The sequence below is a fragment of the Azospirillum sp. 11R-A genome (genome assembly GCF_049472615.1).
GTDB classification, from domain to species: Bacteria; Pseudomonadota; Alphaproteobacteria; order Azospirillales; family Azospirillaceae; genus Azospirillum; species Azospirillum palustre.
Genome location: NZ_JBCEBL010000057.1, coordinates 1 through 14,953, shown reverse-complemented (window position 1 = coordinate 14,953; position 14,953 = coordinate 1). Strand labels below are relative to the sequence as shown.

The 14,953-nt window shown below is 61.7% G+C and carries 13 protein-coding genes and 1 pseudogene; 8 read left to right on the top strand and 6 right to left on the bottom strand.

Features of this window, described 5'->3' with window-relative positions:
- From VH569_RS34770 to VH569_RS34755, 4 genes are all read right to left on the bottom strand, one after another.
- A partial coding sequence (locus tag VH569_RS34770) for a CheR family methyltransferase (RefSeq protein ID WP_423321789.1) occupies positions 1 to 1,601 on the bottom strand: 1,601 nt, incomplete at its 3' end.
- Positions 1,602 to 1,787: 186 nt separating this feature from the next.
- On the bottom strand, positions 1,788 to 1,985 hold the full coding sequence (locus VH569_RS34765) for a hypothetical protein (RefSeq protein WP_423321787.1): 198 nt from the start codon (positions 1,983 to 1,985) through the stop codon (positions 1,788 to 1,790).
- 87 nt (positions 1,986 to 2,072) lie between these two features.
- The gene (locus VH569_RS34760; protein ID WP_423321785.1) at positions 2,073 to 2,357 is read right to left on the bottom strand and encodes a hypothetical protein; all 285 of its coding nucleotides are present in this window, start codon (positions 2,355 to 2,357) and stop codon (positions 2,073 to 2,075) included.
- Between the two features lie 49 nt (positions 2,358 to 2,406).
- Positions 2,407 to 2,562: a hypothetical protein gene (locus VH569_RS34755; protein ID WP_423321783.1), complete on the bottom strand. Its 156-nt coding sequence runs from the start codon at positions 2,560 to 2,562 to the stop codon at positions 2,407 to 2,409.
- 278 nt (positions 2,563 to 2,840) lie between these two features.
- Here VH569_RS34755 and VH569_RS34750 point away from each other — a divergent pair, with 278 nt between their 5' ends.
- Positions 2,841 to 3,143 (top strand): DUF2382 domain-containing protein, encoded by a 303-nt coding sequence (locus tag VH569_RS34750; RefSeq protein WP_423321782.1) that lies wholly within the window; start codon positions 2,841 to 2,843, stop codon positions 3,141 to 3,143.
- 68 nt (positions 3,144 to 3,211) lie between these two features.
- Positions 3,212 to 3,952: a YsnF/AvaK domain-containing protein gene (locus VH569_RS34745; protein WP_423321780.1), complete on the top strand. Its 741-nt coding sequence runs from the start codon at positions 3,212 to 3,214 to the stop codon at positions 3,950 to 3,952.
- Between the two features lie 117 nt (positions 3,953 to 4,069).
- On the opposite strand, the gene VH569_RS34740 is transcribed toward VH569_RS34745, so the two are convergent.
- A complete protein-coding gene (locus tag VH569_RS34740) occupies positions 4,070 to 4,516 on the bottom strand; it encodes a hypothetical protein (RefSeq protein WP_423321778.1) in 447 nt (148 codons plus the stop codon).
- Between the two features lie 119 nt (positions 4,517 to 4,635).
- Here VH569_RS34740 and VH569_RS34735 point away from each other — a divergent pair, with 119 nt between their 5' ends.
- The 5 genes and pseudogenes from VH569_RS34735 to VH569_RS34715 all read left to right on the top strand — a co-directional run.
- Complete coding sequence (locus VH569_RS34735) at positions 4,636 to 4,878, top strand: hypothetical protein (protein ID WP_423321776.1); 243 nt, start codon at positions 4,636 to 4,638, stop codon at positions 4,876 to 4,878.
- A 4-nt stretch (positions 4,879 to 4,882) separates the two neighbouring features.
- Positions 4,883 to 5,245, top strand: a complete 363-nt coding sequence (locus VH569_RS34730) for a hypothetical protein (protein WP_423321774.1) — start codon at positions 4,883 to 4,885, stop codon at positions 5,243 to 5,245.
- Between the two features lie 154 nt (positions 5,246 to 5,399).
- Positions 5,400 to 6,047 (top strand): LuxR C-terminal-related transcriptional regulator, encoded by a 648-nt coding sequence (locus tag VH569_RS34725; RefSeq protein WP_423321772.1) that lies wholly within the window; start codon positions 5,400 to 5,402, stop codon positions 6,045 to 6,047.
- Positions 6,048 to 6,635: 588 nt separating this feature from the next.
- A complete protein-coding gene (locus tag VH569_RS34720; protein WP_423321770.1) occupies positions 6,636 to 11,270 on the top strand; it encodes a chemotaxis protein CheB in 4,635 nt (1,544 codons plus the stop codon).
- A 432-nt stretch (positions 11,271 to 11,702) separates the two neighbouring features.
- Positions 11,703 to 12,841, top strand: a pseudogene (locus VH569_RS34715) (IS256 family transposase); the annotation flags it as partial.
- A 439-nt stretch (positions 12,842 to 13,280) separates the two neighbouring features.
- Here the strand turns inward: VH569_RS34715 and VH569_RS34710 are convergent.
- Positions 13,281 to 14,456: an IS110 family transposase gene (locus VH569_RS34710; RefSeq protein WP_423321768.1), complete on the bottom strand. Its 1,176-nt coding sequence runs from the start codon at positions 14,454 to 14,456 to the stop codon at positions 13,281 to 13,283.
- A 228-nt stretch (positions 14,457 to 14,684) separates the two neighbouring features.
- On the opposite strand from VH569_RS34710, the gene VH569_RS34705 reads away from it, so the two are divergent.
- On the top strand, positions 14,685 to 14,953 hold a 269-nt coding region (locus VH569_RS34705; RefSeq protein ID WP_423321766.1), incomplete at its 3' end, for a transposase.

Here is a 14,953-nt window from a genome sequence, read left to right as displayed (position 1 = left end):
CCGTTCAGGTTGACGACGACATGGGCCGGAGCGAAACGATCCAGCACGCGTGCCTCCACATGCCCGCGCAGATTGGCGGCATTGGACTGGATCGAGCGGGGGGTCTCGGCCGATCCGCGAGCCGTGCGGGCGCCATGGTCCGCCATGGCGAAGGGAATGGTCACGGAGACCGCATCCTGTCGGCAGAACAGGCGATGCTTCTTGTCTATGGGCAGGAACAGCGTCTGATGCTGCCCGATCGTCTCGGCCACACCGAGGAAAAGATAGCCACCAGGGCGCAATGCGTAGTGGAACATCGGGATGACCTGATCCTGAAGTTCCATCCCCAGGTAAATGAGTAGATTGCGGCACGAAATCAGGTCGATGCGTGAAAAAGGCGGGTCGCGGACGACGCTGTGCGCCGAGAAAATGCACAGGTCGCGCACCTCCTTGCGAACGAGATAGCTGGTGCCATCCTCAACGAAATGGCGTTTAAGCCGGGCTGTCGGAACATCCCGCACCAGACTAGCGGGATAGCGCCCGGTGCGTGCCACTTCCAGAGCATGCTCGTCGATGTCGGTGGCGAAGACCTGGATCTTCGGCACGCTCTGGAGAGTTTCCGAATATTCGGACAGCAGCATGGCGATGGAGTACACCTCCTCGCCGGTGGCGCAGCCCGGAACCCAGACGCGCACCGCATCGCCGGTGCTTTTCCCGGCGAACAGATGCGGGATAACGAGTTCCTCCAACGCCTGGAAGGTCTCGCCGTCGCGGAAGAAGGTGGTGACCCCGATCAGCAGATCGCGAAACAATGCCGCGGCTTCCGTACGGTCCTCACGCAGGTGTTCGACATAGCTGTCGATGTCCATCAGCCTCAGGGCCTGCATCCTGCGTTGGACACGGCGGAGAAAAGTGTTGTGCTTGTAGCCCTGGAAATCGTGTCCAATCTGATTCCGCAGAATGGTGGTGATGCTTCTGCGTGCCGCTTCCAGCCGCGCATCCTCTTGAACAGCCTTCTCACTCGTCAGATCACCCAGCGGCGTGGCGGTTCTTGCGTAGTCCACCAGCGTCGCTGCCATCGCTTCCACCGGCGCGACAAGGTCGACGACGCCTGCGGCGATGGCGCTGTTCGGCATGCCGTCATGACGGGGAATTCCGTCATGCCCCTGGGCGATGGTGAAGCCGCCCCGCTCCTTGATCGCCTTGACGCCCAGGGTGCCGTCGCTGCCACCGCCCGACAGGATGATGCCGACCGCTCTTTCACCGCAGTCACTGGCGAGCGAACTGAGGAAGAGGTCAATCGGGTTGCGCTCGCGGTGGGAGGCGCTGTCCGGCCGGACATGCAGCCGGCCGCTATCGATGGTCAGCAGGGTTCCTGGCTGCAGGGTGTAGATGCGGTTTGGCTCGACCAAATCCCCGTCGCAGGCCTGATGCGCCGGCGTGGGCGTGCATCGGCCGATGATGTCGGCCAGCAGGCTTTCGTGTTCCGGTGACAGATGCGTCACGACCACGAAGGCCATGCCGCTGTCGGCAGGAACGGCACCGAACAGCCCCTCCAAGGCTTCCACCCCGCCAGCGGATGCGCCGATCCCGACGATTGGGAAGGATGCCTTGTCGCTCATGCTGCTGCCCTTCCACAGATCCTGACGATCCGGATCGATGTCGTTTGAGGATGCCGGGGATGGCGCTCTTGTCGGCGATGATTTCGTCTACATTTCAACTGGAGCACCCCCTCGGGACGATAGCCGGCCGTCCCTGGTGGCGTTCTTCCTCACAGTCGATGCCAAATTCTGACGCGGACGGTCAACTCACTCTTTAGCACCCTCCTTTGGTTGCTCACCACCGTCATCGTACCAGTTGCGAAGCAGAGTGCCGCGCTCCCGCTGGCGTAGACGCTCATCGCCGATCCTCACGGTCACCGGTGGCACGGACGCGGTTTGAATGAACATCTTCCCGTTCAGGAAATGGACTGACGACGAACGATGTTTCAGTTGTACGGTTTGCATGACGACATCTCCTCTGCGGTAAACTTCGGTGCAGAACGGCATTCTGCGATGACCGGAACATTGCTCCGCCGGTCCTCGCGACGGCGTTCATCCTGGCAGGAGATTTCCATTTTCCTCCGATTTCAGGAGCCGGCCCAGTTCATCGGGGTCGATGAGCACTGTCTGCGACATGGCCATTCCGCGATTGGAATGCGGAAGACGGATCCAGGTCGCGCTGCGCCGATACACAGGGAAGGAGAGCGAGTCGATCAACTCCTCGTCGGTCTCCACGATGTAGCTTCCCGCCGGCTGCACCCCATCGACGCCGCTCAAGGCAAAAGGACGGGCGAACGTTACGGTCCTGCTGGTGGTGCGGGTGAATGCGGTGATCATCGAAGGGTGCTCCCATTCATGTCCGGCGGATTTCCTTGGAAGCAGCTGTCTATCCGCCCGAACTGGAGAACAGCAACCCGGCAAGAAAGCCGACTGACACGCCAAGTGTCAGATAAGCCATGTTCTTCCATTTGGGCGCGGATAAAGCCCAGGCGGCACGCTCTGAAACCATCCACTCCGACAACGTCCCGTGCATGAGCGACATGGCGATCTCCTTCCGGATATTTGGTTCGAAATATGGCGATGCCAAATTTTATTACAATGGGGATGGTCAAATAATTACATTGATACTTATTTGATTCATGCTGCCGCCTGACTCCACTGGACAGGACCCTCTACCTAAATGATTCTTGAGCATCTCTTATGCCTGCCTTCTCTCCATTTGGCGCGATTGAGCAACGGCTTGCATGCCAAAGCACGCGGCAAAAACCTGCCATATGCCGCTTTGCCGGATAGGACGCCGACCCAACAGCATTGTCGATCATGTCCGGACGGATGATCTTCCACCCTGCAGAGCCATACGCGGCCCTAACCGATGTGGAGGTCGAGCGGGTTTCCATCGGGCGGTTCGTCGATGGCCCGATCTCCAACCGCCAGGACGGCGACACCACCGTCATCTCGGTGATCGAGGAGGTGGCGACGGTGGAGGTTCGCCTGAAGCTGGTGGAGGAGGTCCGGATCACCCGCCTCACCACGATCAGCAGGATGGTCGACACCGTCACGCTGCGCCGTCAGGAGGTGGTGATCGACCGGGACCCTGCGTTGGAAGAAGATTCCGGGGTCTGACCCGCCCGTCAATACACAAACAAATACACGAAGTACCCGAAACACCCGAAATTCCATTGGAGAACATCATGAGCACGATCGTCGTCGGACTTTACAAGGAAAGCGGTTCAGCCAGGAACGCGTTCCAGGCATTGGTTGCGGCAGGCTGCCAGGAGGTCGACATCGAGACCTTCGACGGTGCCGACAGCGCCGACGAGGCTGCCCAGGGATTGCTGGGACATGGATTTCAAAAGGACTTGGCCGAGCAGTACGGCATGGCCGTCCGGCACGGCCACATCCTGGTCGCTGCCGACATCGCCGACCGGGACGCCGATGCGGCGGAGGCGATCCTCGACGAGAATGGAGCCATCGACCTGCCTGACAACCTGCCTGTCGTTGCGGCAGCGCAGACACCGGACCGGGAGACGGGCAATGACGGCACCGTCGAGCGGGAGATCCTCCAGTCGGTGAAGGAGGAGGTCGAGATCGGCAAGCGGCGGGTCGCCAAAGGCGGATTGAAAGCCGTGACGCAGATCACTGAAACCCCAATTCGGGAGACCGTAACGCTGCGCGACGAGGCGGTGGGCGTGGAACATCGCAAGGTCGATCGGCCTCTCCGCCCCGACGAGGAGAAGGCTGCGTTCGGCGAGAAGACCGTTGAACTGACGGCGACCTCCGAAACCCCGGAAATCACCAAGGAAGCCCGCGTGGTCGGGGAGGTCGTGCTGTCCAAAACTGCTTCCGAACAGGAAAAAACCGTGGGAACCGTCGCCCGCCGCAGCGACGTCAAGGTGGAGCCTGTCGGAAACAAGCCCGGCAACAAACGCTGATCTGAAACGTGCACACCATGACGTGGCGGCCGTTCGGCCGCCTCCCGCCGCAGTGGACATAACCTGCGGCGGAGCGATTGAAGGCCGTTCGAAATGATTCACAGATTTAATTGTCGTTTATCGGTAGATTTCTCTCAATAGAAACATAAAACCGATTTCAAGATCTTGAATGTACACTGATGCATTTCGGGGATATCCCATTGTGGAAATCTTTGAGAACCCCACTTTAATTATTCCAAAGCCACCCCAGGCCTGCTCATTTTTGCCGAGGATCGCGAATCCGAGGTGTTTCCTGGCGTGACTCGATCCGGATGGCATGGCTGCCGCCATTGCCGACAAACCGGCCCACATCGGAGACACTTTATGAATTCCCGGACAAGGTTGGCCTTCTTCATTCTTAAAACTCACGCCGGATGGATCGTCCGTGCGGACGGCTTCGTCTATCCGCCCTGCACCGACCAGATCGATGCGCTCACCAAAGCCATTCGGGAAGCGCAAGCAGCGGAACGCCTCGGCTTCGCCAGCGTCGTGCTGGCGCAATCGGCAGCAGGGGAACCCTGCCATGTCCGCTGGTGCTGTGCCGGGAATGACGGAACGGCACAGGAGATTATGGAGCCTCCATATCCGGTAATTCCGGCCATGACTGACATCATGACGCCGACGTCCGTATCGGAGGAACGTCCATGACGCCCCTTCTCCATTCCATCGAGGGGCGATGCCCCCGTGGCGCCGATGCGTTGCGTGAACAGCTGCGCTGGATGAATGCCGAGCGCCGCTGGCATCCACCTGTCTACGGCGCATCGCCGGACCAGCGTCCCCCCGCCTTTACACCACCGAGCCATGTCGGCCTGCCGCAAGGTGCCACGCTGACCCGCCTTACCAGAGCCTGTGCCCCGGTTGGTGCGGCCGCCATCAAGGAACGGTGATCTCATGAGCCTATCAGCCCATTATACCGTGTCGTGCCGTACAGACGGATGGTTCGTCGGGCTTGAGGGGGAACGCTACGGCCCCTTCCCCAACGGACATGTCGGTGCCCTGATCGCCGCTGTACAGGCCGCCAACCACGCCGGAAAGGACGGCCACGATGCCCGCGTGCTGTTGCGTATGGCGGATGGCCGGACCGACACCGTCTGGATATTCGGCGTGGACAGCTACCCGTCGCCCTGGGTGGAGGAGTTGCATCGGATTGCACAACTGCCGCGGCGCGAATGCGCACGCGTACCGGTCCCGGCCTTTCTTTCGACAGCTCTGCACGCCATGGTCCCGGACTCTGCGATCGCTGGCCGGGCATGACCGGCCGGGCCAGGAATTTCCTCGTTTCTTCAGACATGAATTCGAAAATGTTGCCTTAATTAGAAGATAAAAAATTCTCCAAAGAGCGGGTCGCTATTCCAATATTTTGAGCGCAAGACTGCCAGGTTATTTTAGAAACCCGGAGTATCTTGCAATGTCTCTTGTTTCCGTATCCTTGATAGATGCGAACAATCTGTTTCGCCAGGGGTTGAGGGCCATGTTCGCAGAGCAGGGCTTTCACGTCGCCAAAGAGACCTCGTCTCTCAAGGCGGCGCTCCAGATCATCCAGGAGGGCGACGCATCGCAGGTCATTTTGATCGATCCTGTCGGCATCGGCGACTTCACGGATCTTGTCCGGTCACTGAAGGTGGCCTGCCCGGACACGCATGTGGTGGTGCTTACCAGTACGCTGGACGCTGAAATCATGACAAAGACCATCCAGGCCGGTGCGGACGGGTTCTTGATGAAGGACATGTCCATGGAGGCGCTGGCGCAGTCGTTGCGGCTTGTCATGGTCGGCGAAACGGTCTTCCCCAGCGCTTTGGCCGCACGGCTAATCGGCGGTCGCCTGAACGGTGCCGCCGATCTGGCGGTGCCGCACAAAAGTGTTTCTAAGCGCGAGGCGCAGGTCCTGCGCTGCCTGCAGAATGGCAGCTCCAACAAGACAATCGCCAACCACCTCCGGATCACCGAGGCGACTGTCAAGATCCACCTCAAGAGTTTGCTGCGCAAGATCGAAGTCTCGAACCGCACGCAGGCTGCCCTTTGGGGCCTCAACAACGGCTTTGCGGATGCAGAGTGACCTGACCTTCTCTGACGGCATGATGGGATTGCCGCCGTGCCGGCCATGGACGGAAGCGTGAAGCCGGCAACGTGACACTCACCGCAAGGGACTTGACGTCCTCCGGCCCATTGCGATGGAGGTTGGCCGTAAACGGACAGATCAGCCGGTCACCCCGCTGGTTCAGGTGCGATTTCTGCCAATCCGTTGCAACTGAAGGTATAGAATAGCCGCATATTCGCTGCATCATGTCGATGCACAATCAATATTTTGCCGTTCCGAATGGCGTTTCTATGCAGGATAATATTTTCATTTTTGCGGAATCCCGTATAGATCAAAAATAAAAAGCCGCGAAAATTATTGATTGACAGATCGTAACTTGCGCTCTAATTTTCTAGTCATCGCGAGAAAATCTTGAAGTTAATGTCAATCTGCCGATGTTATTATTTTAACTTTTTGTCTATTTAAGAATGTGCTGTAAATTTATAAGTACCCTAATTGTTTAGTGTCTGCACGCCAGCCCCATGCTCTCCTGCCATGAACCCCGGCGCGGCGAGGCTTGGTTAAAAGTCTCGCTGGCTGGGATCATCGTATTGGCAGGAGGCGATCATGATGTCAGCGGATGAAGGCACGGATCGTCATTGTCAGGACATTCCCCGTATGGATCAGGATGAACAGCGGCGCACACGGCCCGGCCCTTTGGCGATCGTCGGTATCGGTGCCTCGGCTGGCGGTCTCAAAGCCATAACGGCCCTGCTTAGGGCGGTACCGGCTGACAGCGGCTTGGCCTTTGTGGTGATTCAGCACCGGATTCCGAACAATGAACGATTGCTTGCCGACCTGTTGAAAAATGTGACGGCGCTGTCGGTCCATACGGCTCATGACGGGATTCCGCTGGAGGCCGATCACATCTACATCGCTCCGGCGGGTCGGTTGCCGACCATGGAGGCCGGCCAACTGCGCATCCGCGAATCGCGGCAGTCTGTCGATGCGACCCTGCCCATCGACATCTTCTTCCGCACACTGGCGACCGATCAGCAGGAGAAGGCAATCTGCGTCGTGCTGTCCGGTACCGGCGCCGACGGCACCAATGGACTGCGTTCGATCAAGGAATGCGGTGGGCTGGTGGTCGTGCAGGATCCGACGACCGCCGACTTCGACGGCATGCCGGGCAGCGCCATCGCCACCGGCATGGCCGACTATATCCTGCCGCCGGAGCGCATGCCTGGTGCCATCGTCGATTTCGTTCACCAACCCTATATCGGCCCGGCAACGGTTCAGAAGGCCGATGCGCCGGACGGTGCACTGGACGGCATCCTCGATCTGCTGAGCGCGCACACCAAGCGCGATCACAGGGCTTACAAGCCGCGGTCGCTGATCCGCCGCATCGAGCGGCGCATGGGGATTCACCATATCGCCGATACGCCGGAATACCGGGCCTTTCTAGGCACCCACCCGGCCGAAATCGAACTGCTGTCCCGCGACATCCTGATCAGCGTGACACGCTTTTTCCGCGATGGTCCGGCGTTCGACATCCTGGCCGGAGACTACCTCCTCCCGCTGGTGCGGAACCAGCCGGCGGGCAAGCCGATCCGCGTCTGGGTCCCGGCCTGCGCCACCGGGGAAGAGGCTTACTCCATCGCAATCCTGTTGATGGAAGCCTGCACACGGAGCGGCGTATCCCCCGGCTTCCGGGTCTTCGCAACCGACGTGGACAATCGGGCGCTGACCGTCGCCCGCACCGGTCTGTATCCCGAAACCATCACGGTCGACGTGTCGGTCGAACGGCTAGACCGCTTCTTCACCAAGGTCGAAGACGGCTACAAGGTCGTCAAGCCATTGCGCGATGTGGTTTCCTTCGCCCAGCACGATCTGCTCAGCGATCCACCTTTTTCCAAGCTCGACCTGATCAGTTGCCGCAACATGCTGATCTATATCGAGCCGGACGTGCAGAAGGCCATCTTCGCCCTGTTCCACTTCGCCTTGTTGGATAATGGCGGCCTGTTCCTCGGTACGGCGGAGAACCTTGATACGCTCTCCGACCTGTTCGCGCCTCTTTCAAAAAAATGGCGCCTTTACCGCAAGATCGGTGCGACGCGCAGCAGCGCGATGGCGGTCCCGCCGACGGGCGGGCGGTCCGTGGTCCCGGTGCCGACACCGCCTACCCCCTTGCGCGGCACCAGCCCGGCGGACATCATCCGACAGGCCCTGCTGCTTGAATACGCGCCAGCGGCAGTTCTGATCGACGGGCTTCATCGCATCCAATATCTCTTCGGTCCGACCGGCGATTTCCTCGACCTGCCGACGGGAGAACCGCCCTGGGATCTGACGGCGATGACACGCGGGGAATTGCGCCTGCAGCTCCGCCGCGCCGTCGCACAGGCGCTCGCCTTGCATGGCCGGATTCAAATCTCCGGAATCCGGCACAAGCGTCACGGCGTTGTGGTGCCGATGACCATTCTGGTTATCCCGGTGCGTTTCCCGCGGGCCGGCAGTGACTTGCTTCTGGTGACATTCACGGTGGACCACGCTGCACCAAGCACACCGGCCGCAGAGACCGCGCCGCTGCCGATGGAACTTGACGGCGTCGAACAGCTCGAAAACGAGCTGCGCATGACCCGTGAGGAGTTGAACGACACCATTGAAGAACTCAGCGCCACCAGCGAGGCGCTGCGGATCGCCAACGAGGAGATCCTGTCGATCGGCGAGGAGTACCAGTCGACCACCGAGGAGTTGGAGACATCCAAGGAAGAGCTGCAATCGCTCAACGAGGAACTCAGCACGCTGAACTCCCAGCTGCACGAAAAGGTCGACGAGCTGGAGGCGACCACCAACGATCTGGGCAATCTGCTGAGCAGCACCGACATCGCCACGGTTTTCCTGTCGTCAGACCTGCGGATCAAGCGTTTCACGCCGTCGGCGACCCGGCTGTTCGCTCTGCTGCCGCAAGACGCCGGACGGCTGATCACAGACATCTCCCGACATTTCTCCGACCCTTGCCTGCTGCCCGACATCCGGTCGGTGCTGTCATCCCTGATGCCGTCGGAACGCGAAGTGTCGACGGACAACGATGCGACCTTCCTTCGCCGCATCCAACCTTACCGGACTCAGAATGGCCGGGGGGAGGGGGTCGTGATCACCTTCAGCGATGTGACGCCGCTGAAGCGCACCAGCCTGGCCATGGCTCTGCAGGCCCGCCAGTACAAGCTGATCGCCGATCTCGGACGCAAGGACCTCATCGGAGCGGAGGGTCCGGAGACACTGGCGGAAGCGGCCCGTCTGATTGCTGAAGGGCTGGGAGCGGACGGCGTCGCCATCCTTGGTCCCGGCGAGGATCCATCGGGCCGACGCACCGGGGACGCTGACGATCTGATCCTGCTCGGCAGTGCCGACCTCTCCGTTCCACAAGAGCCTGCCGTCAGGATTCCCAGCGACATGTCGACACTGGTCGGACGGGTGTTCCGGTCCCGGCAGCCGTCGATCGCCGAGGATTTCGCCACCGATCAACGCGTCCGTTCCTCCATGGCGCTATCGGGCAGCCATTTCGTCAGCGGTCTGGCGGTTCCCTTCGGCGGCGAGACACGCGGACCATCCATTCTCGCGGTTTTGAGCCGTACGGCCGGACGGTTCAGCGATGCCGACCTGGAATTCGTCCAGGCCATCGCCAGCGTGCTGGGGCTGGTCATCGAACGGGCTGGGGTGCTGCGCACGGCGCGGGCTGAGCGCGATTTCGCCCAGGCCATCGTCGACACGGTCCGCGAACCGCTGCTGGTGCTGGACGAGATGCTGCGGGTGGTCGGCGCAAGTGCGGCCTTCCACCGATCCTTCGCCACCACGCCGGACGGCGTGCTCGGCGTCCAGCTGGCCGAGACGGCCGGCGGTCTGCTGGCCGATCCCGAACTGCGCCGGGCACTGGAACGGGTCATACCCGATGGCACGGTCATCGAGGCGCTGGAACTGACCATCGGGCAGGGTGTCGGCGACCAAGGCGCCGAGGGACGCCGCACCCTGCTGCTGAACGCCCGCCGGCTCAATCAGGCGGGCCGGCTGATCCTGTTGGCGATGGAAGACGTTACAGAGCAGGTGCGCGTGCGCGAAGCCCTCGCTGCCGCCAAGGCTGCCGCCGAACTGGCAAGCGCCAGCAAAACCCGATTTCTCGCCGCGGCCAGCCACGACCTGCGTCAGCCGGTCCAGGCCCTGCTGATGTTCCATCATCTGGTGGCGATGCAGCCGCAGGGCGAGGCGGCAGCAAAGCTGCTGGTCAGCATGGGCAACGCGCTGGGCGCCATGACCGCCATGCTCGACGACATCCTGGATGTGTCGCGTCTCGATGCAGGCATCATTCAGGTGATGCTCCGGTCATGTCCGGTCCAGACGATGATCGATGCGCTGTGCGCTGAGTTATCGCCGTTGGCCGAGGCTGCCGAACTGAAATTGCACAGCGTTCGGACCAGCCTGTCGGTGCGGAGCGACCCCAAGCTGCTGGAGCGTATCCTGCGGAACTTCATCGCCAACGCGATCAAATATACCGACCAGGGTCGCATTCTGGTGGGTTGCCGCCGTGCCGGGCTGAACCTGCGCATTCAGGTCTGGGACACCGGGCGCGGCATTCCGTCGAACCAGTTGGCGTCGATCTTCGAGGAGTTCCATCAGGTCGACAATCCGGAGCGTGACCGGCGGCAGGGGTTGGGGCTCGGGCTTTCCATCGTCGAACGCCTCGCCGCGCTGCTCCATCACCCGATACGGGTCCAATCTGCACCAGGGCAGGGATCGATGTTCGAGATTCTGGTTCCGTTGGCCGGTCCCGATGACTCTCTTCCGAAAGACGAGGAGATGGTCGTATCCGACGGCGGCAACGGCGAGCGGGTGGTGGTGATCGACGACGACCCGACCGTTCTCGACGGGGTCGCCTCCTTCCTCCATGAATTGGGCTATGATGTGGTGGCGGCATCCGATGGCGACACGGCGGTGGAGCGGTTGGGGAGCCGGGTGCCGGACTTGGTCATCGCCGATTTCAGGCTCAAGGGCACGGAAACCGGATCGGAGGCAATCCGACGGCTGGAGCGGCATTTCGCCGCCCGGCTGCCCGGAATTCTTCTGACCGGCGACACCTCGCCCGCGCGCATCCGGGAGGCGAGCGCCAGCGGCTTCCTGTTGCTGCACAAGCCGCTGAGCCCGGAGCCGCTGCTGACTGCCATACGACACGCCCTGACGGACCAGTCCTTGGAGCCGGGAACCGCCTGATCCTCTACCCGGTTCCTCTGCCAAGGCTGGTCAAGCAAATCAGGGTCCTACCTCATCCGTCCAGATTTGGAACCCTGTCAACTGAACACCTCGATAAACCACCTCTGCACGCGCGTTGAGGGCAGCGAAAGACCCGCACTCGTGGAAAAGAAGCGTTCTTTGGAGACTGAATTCCCGATTTTAGTCCAGAAAATGGCGGAAATATGCAGCGTTATTGGTGATATAAGTGCGTAGTTCGCTTCTCAAGCCAGATCAGACGGAAATGGGAAATGGTCGTGTCCCACGGGGTGGTGTAGGAGCTGTGGGGAACCGGCCCGCCGCAGTGCCCTTCCATTGCTAGCGTAGGCGGGCCGGTTATCCACAGCGGGGCGGTCATCGCGGCTTCGGTAGAGTCTGGTCACCACAACAAAACCTCGACCGAGGGTGACCACGATGACCGATGAGATGATGGCGCTTCGCGCGATGCTTGAGAAGGGCGCGGATGCCGATGTTCTGCGTGAGATGATCGGCTTTGCCGCTGAACGGCTGATGGAGTTGGAGGTGCAGGGCCTGACCGGCGCCGTTCACGGCGAACGTTCGGCGGAGCGGCTCGTTCAGCGCAATGGCTACCGGGATCGTGACTGGGAGACCCGCGCCGGCACCGTCGAGCTGCGCATTCCCAAACTGCGCAAGGGCTCCTACTTTCCCGGCTTTCTGGAGCCGCGGCGGATGGCCGAGAAGGCGCTGACGGCAGTGATCCAGGAGGCCTAATCCAGGGCATCTCGACGCGCTCAGTGGACGATCTGGTCCAGGCGATGGGAATGTCTGGCATCTCCAAGAGCCAGGTCAGTCGGTTGTGCGCCGAGATCGACGAGCGGGTGAAGACCTTTCTCGGTCGTCCCATCGAGGGCGACTGGCCCTACCTGTGGCTGGATGCCACCTACGTGAAGGTGCGCCAGAACGGGCGCATCGTTTCGGTCGCCGTCACCATCGCCGTTGCGGTCAACACCGACGGCCGCCGCGAGGTCCTGGGGATGGACATCGGCCCGTCGGAGGCCGAGACCTTCTGGATCGAGTTCCTGCGCAAGCTCAAGCGCCGGGGGTTGAACGGCGTTAAGCTGGTGATCTCCGACGCCCATGGCGGCATCAAGGCGGCGGTCACCCGGGTCTTCCAGGCGACGTGGCAAAGGTGCCGGGTGCATTTTTCCAGGCCCGCGCTTGCCCATGCCGGCAAGAGCGGGCGCCGTGTCGTGGCGGCCTTCATCGCCACCGCCTTCGCGCAGGATGATGCGGCATCCGCACGCACGCAGTGGCGGCAAATTGCTGATCAGGTCCGAGTCAAGCTGCCGAAGCTGACCGCCCTGATGGATGAGGCGGAAGAAGACGTCCTGGCCTACATGACCTTTCCCAAGGAGCATCGGGCCAAGCTCCACTCGACAAACCCGATTGAACGCCTCAACGGCGAGATCAAGCGACGCACCGAGGTTGTCGGTATATTTCCGAACGAGGAAGCGATTACACGCCTCATCGGCGCCATCCTCTTGGAGCAGAATGACGAGTGGGCCGTTCAGCGGGCGCGCTATATGACGCTTGTATGGGAATTTCGTCGTCAAGAACTTTGCATCAAGAACTCCATTCCTTTGTTCGACTGGGATGGACCATTCCTTCGTCCCGCCCTGACACCCCGTCAGCAGCGCGCGCAGGGACGGTCAAGGAGGCCCGCAGGGCACCCCGCAGCGGCGCGAAGCGTCCTTGACCGTTCTGAGCACGCTGCTGTGCTCGATGGTCAGGCTGGGCGAGGCGGTCGGAGGAGGAGCCGGCTTGCAGAGCGCACGAGGTGCGCTGCGACCTTGTAGTCGGTGGGCGAAACGCCCGTACCATGATGCAGGCATCCGCATCGTCAGCCAAGCTCCGGTGCAGCGGTCCCTATCTGGAAAGCGGTACGAAGACCACGTCATATATCGGGCTGCCACCACCTCGGACCCGCGAGAACAGCCAAGCGGCTATTGCCACCCGCCGTCCCGTCGAGAGCTACGCCGCCGCAGGATCAGGTCGGACGAGAGCGCCCTGGGGCACTTCGCCGGTCTTCACCATCCGCCACAATGCGATCAACAGTTTGCGGGCGAGTGCGACGATCAACGCCATGCGGGTTCGCCCCCGGCCATCGGCCGTGCGTTCCCGATACCATTTCACCAACGCGCTCTCCTTCTGAAAGACAAGGAAGCGCCACGCGAGTTGGACCATGGCTTTTCGGACCCGCGCGTTACCGGCGCGCGATAATCCGCGCTCGCGTCGGCGCGCACCGCTCTCGTCAGGAGACCCGGTCAATCCGGCATAGCGGGCAACCGCCCGGCGATCCCGCAGATCGCGCAGCAGGATCTCTTGCACCAACAGGTCGGCCGTCTCCACGCCGACACCGACCACGCGCGACAGCATGCGGAGCATACCGTCGGCGCGGCTGCGCTGCGGAGCGGCCTGGGCAATGCGGTCCATACGCTCGCGCTCAATCTCGGCGATCTGTTCCTCAACCATCCGAAGCCGGGCTATATCGCGGCGAAGTTCTGCCAGCGTGTTGGCGGGGATCATCCCACCCTCAGGGGTCCGTAGCTTGTCAAGTCGTTCGGCCGTCTTGCGCAGTGCCGGGTTGACGTTGCGAATGCCGAGACGGGCGAAGGCCGCCTTCATCCGGTTTACGATCCGAGTGCGCTCGGCTATCAGGTTCTCACGCTCGCGCGTCGGACGCTTCGCGTCTTCTTCCTCAATCCCCGGCACGGCCACCATGGAGCAATGTCCGGGTTCGCCACGAAGCCAGCCCAGCAGAACGCGCATGAGCAGTGCCGTATCGAGCCGATCGGTCTTCGCGCGGCGACGGTCGCGCGACACCGCTACGCTGCTGGCGTGGATGACCTGGGCTTCGATGCCTCGGGCCCGCAGCCAGCGTGCCAGCCAGAACCCATCCCGCCCGGACTCGTACGCGACCACGACACGCGTGATCGTCCGGCCGGCGGCCATTGCCTCGCAGCGCCAGCCATCCAGGAGAAGCACAAGGTCGTTCTCATCGGGGCTGAGCTTCTTCAAAGGACGCCGGTCGACACCGGGTACAAGCCCGGCAACGAGCCACGTGGACAGGCTCATCTCAATGACCGCAACCAGGGTTTCGTCGGGAACGAAGGTGGCCGTCGAGCGGCCGATCTCGGGCTGCTGCATGGGAACGTCTCCATCGGTTCCAAATGCCTCAGCGTGCCGCAACGTCACGCCGTCCCATAGCATCTGGAAACCTTCGCTCCGCTCGGCGATGATCCCCTCGTCAGCCTACCCGCTGTGGCCGCCTGACAATTCCGGCGAGACCAGCTAGCAGGCTGCGGAAAAAGGCTATGCCCGTCCTGCCGGTCGTGATTCTCTCCGTTTGAAGAGAATACGGCCGATGAGGGGACGATGCGGGGCACGGATGAACGCAGCGAGGGTCTTTTCAGCTACGTGAGCTGCGAGGCTCGGGTTCCGGCCGATCATCCGCTGCGGCCGATCCGGGCCATCGTGGACGAGGCGCTGGAGGTGATGTCGCCGGCGTTCGAGGGGCTGTACTCCAAGATCGGGCGGCCGTCGATCCCGCCGGAGAAGCTGCTGCGGGCACTGCTGCTCCAGGCCTTCTACTCGGTGCGCTCGGAACGCCAGCTTATGGAGCAGCTTGACTACAACCTGCTGTT

Excerpts from the sequence above, each read along its gene's own strand:
- VH569_RS34765 (WP_423321787.1), bottom strand. The coding sequence starts at position 1,985 with ATGCAAACCGTACAACTGAAACATCGTTCGTCGTCAGTCCATTTCCTG.
- VH569_RS34755 (WP_423321783.1), bottom strand. The coding sequence starts at position 2,562 with ATGTCGCTCATGCACGGGACGTTGTCGGAGTGGATGGTTTCAGAGCGT.
- VH569_RS34730 (WP_423321774.1), top strand. The coding sequence starts at position 4,883 with ATGAGCCTATCAGCCCATTATACCGTGTCGTGCCGTACAGACGGATGG.
- VH569_RS34740 (WP_423321778.1), bottom strand. The coding sequence starts at position 4,516 with ATGGCAGGGTTCCCCTGCTGCCGATTGCGCCAGCACGACGCTGGCGAA.
- VH569_RS34710 (WP_423321768.1), bottom strand. The coding sequence starts at position 14,456 with ATGCAGCAGCCCGAGATCGGCCGCTCGACGGCCACCTTCGTTCCCGAC.
- VH569_RS34750 (WP_423321782.1), top strand. The coding sequence starts at position 2,841 with ATGTCCGGACGGATGATCTTCCACCCTGCAGAGCCATACGCGGCCCTA.
- VH569_RS34760 (WP_423321785.1), bottom strand. The coding sequence starts at position 2,357 with ATGATCACCGCATTCACCCGCACCACCAGCAGGACCGTAACGTTCGCC.
- VH569_RS34725 (WP_423321772.1), top strand. The coding sequence starts at position 5,400 with ATGTCTCTTGTTTCCGTATCCTTGATAGATGCGAACAATCTGTTTCGC.
- VH569_RS34745 (WP_423321780.1), top strand. The coding sequence starts at position 3,212 with ATGAGCACGATCGTCGTCGGACTTTACAAGGAAAGCGGTTCAGCCAGG.
- VH569_RS34735 (WP_423321776.1), top strand. The coding sequence starts at position 4,636 with ATGACGCCCCTTCTCCATTCCATCGAGGGGCGATGCCCCCGTGGCGCC.
- VH569_RS34720 (WP_423321770.1), top strand. The coding sequence starts at position 6,636 with ATGATGTCAGCGGATGAAGGCACGGATCGTCATTGTCAGGACATTCCC.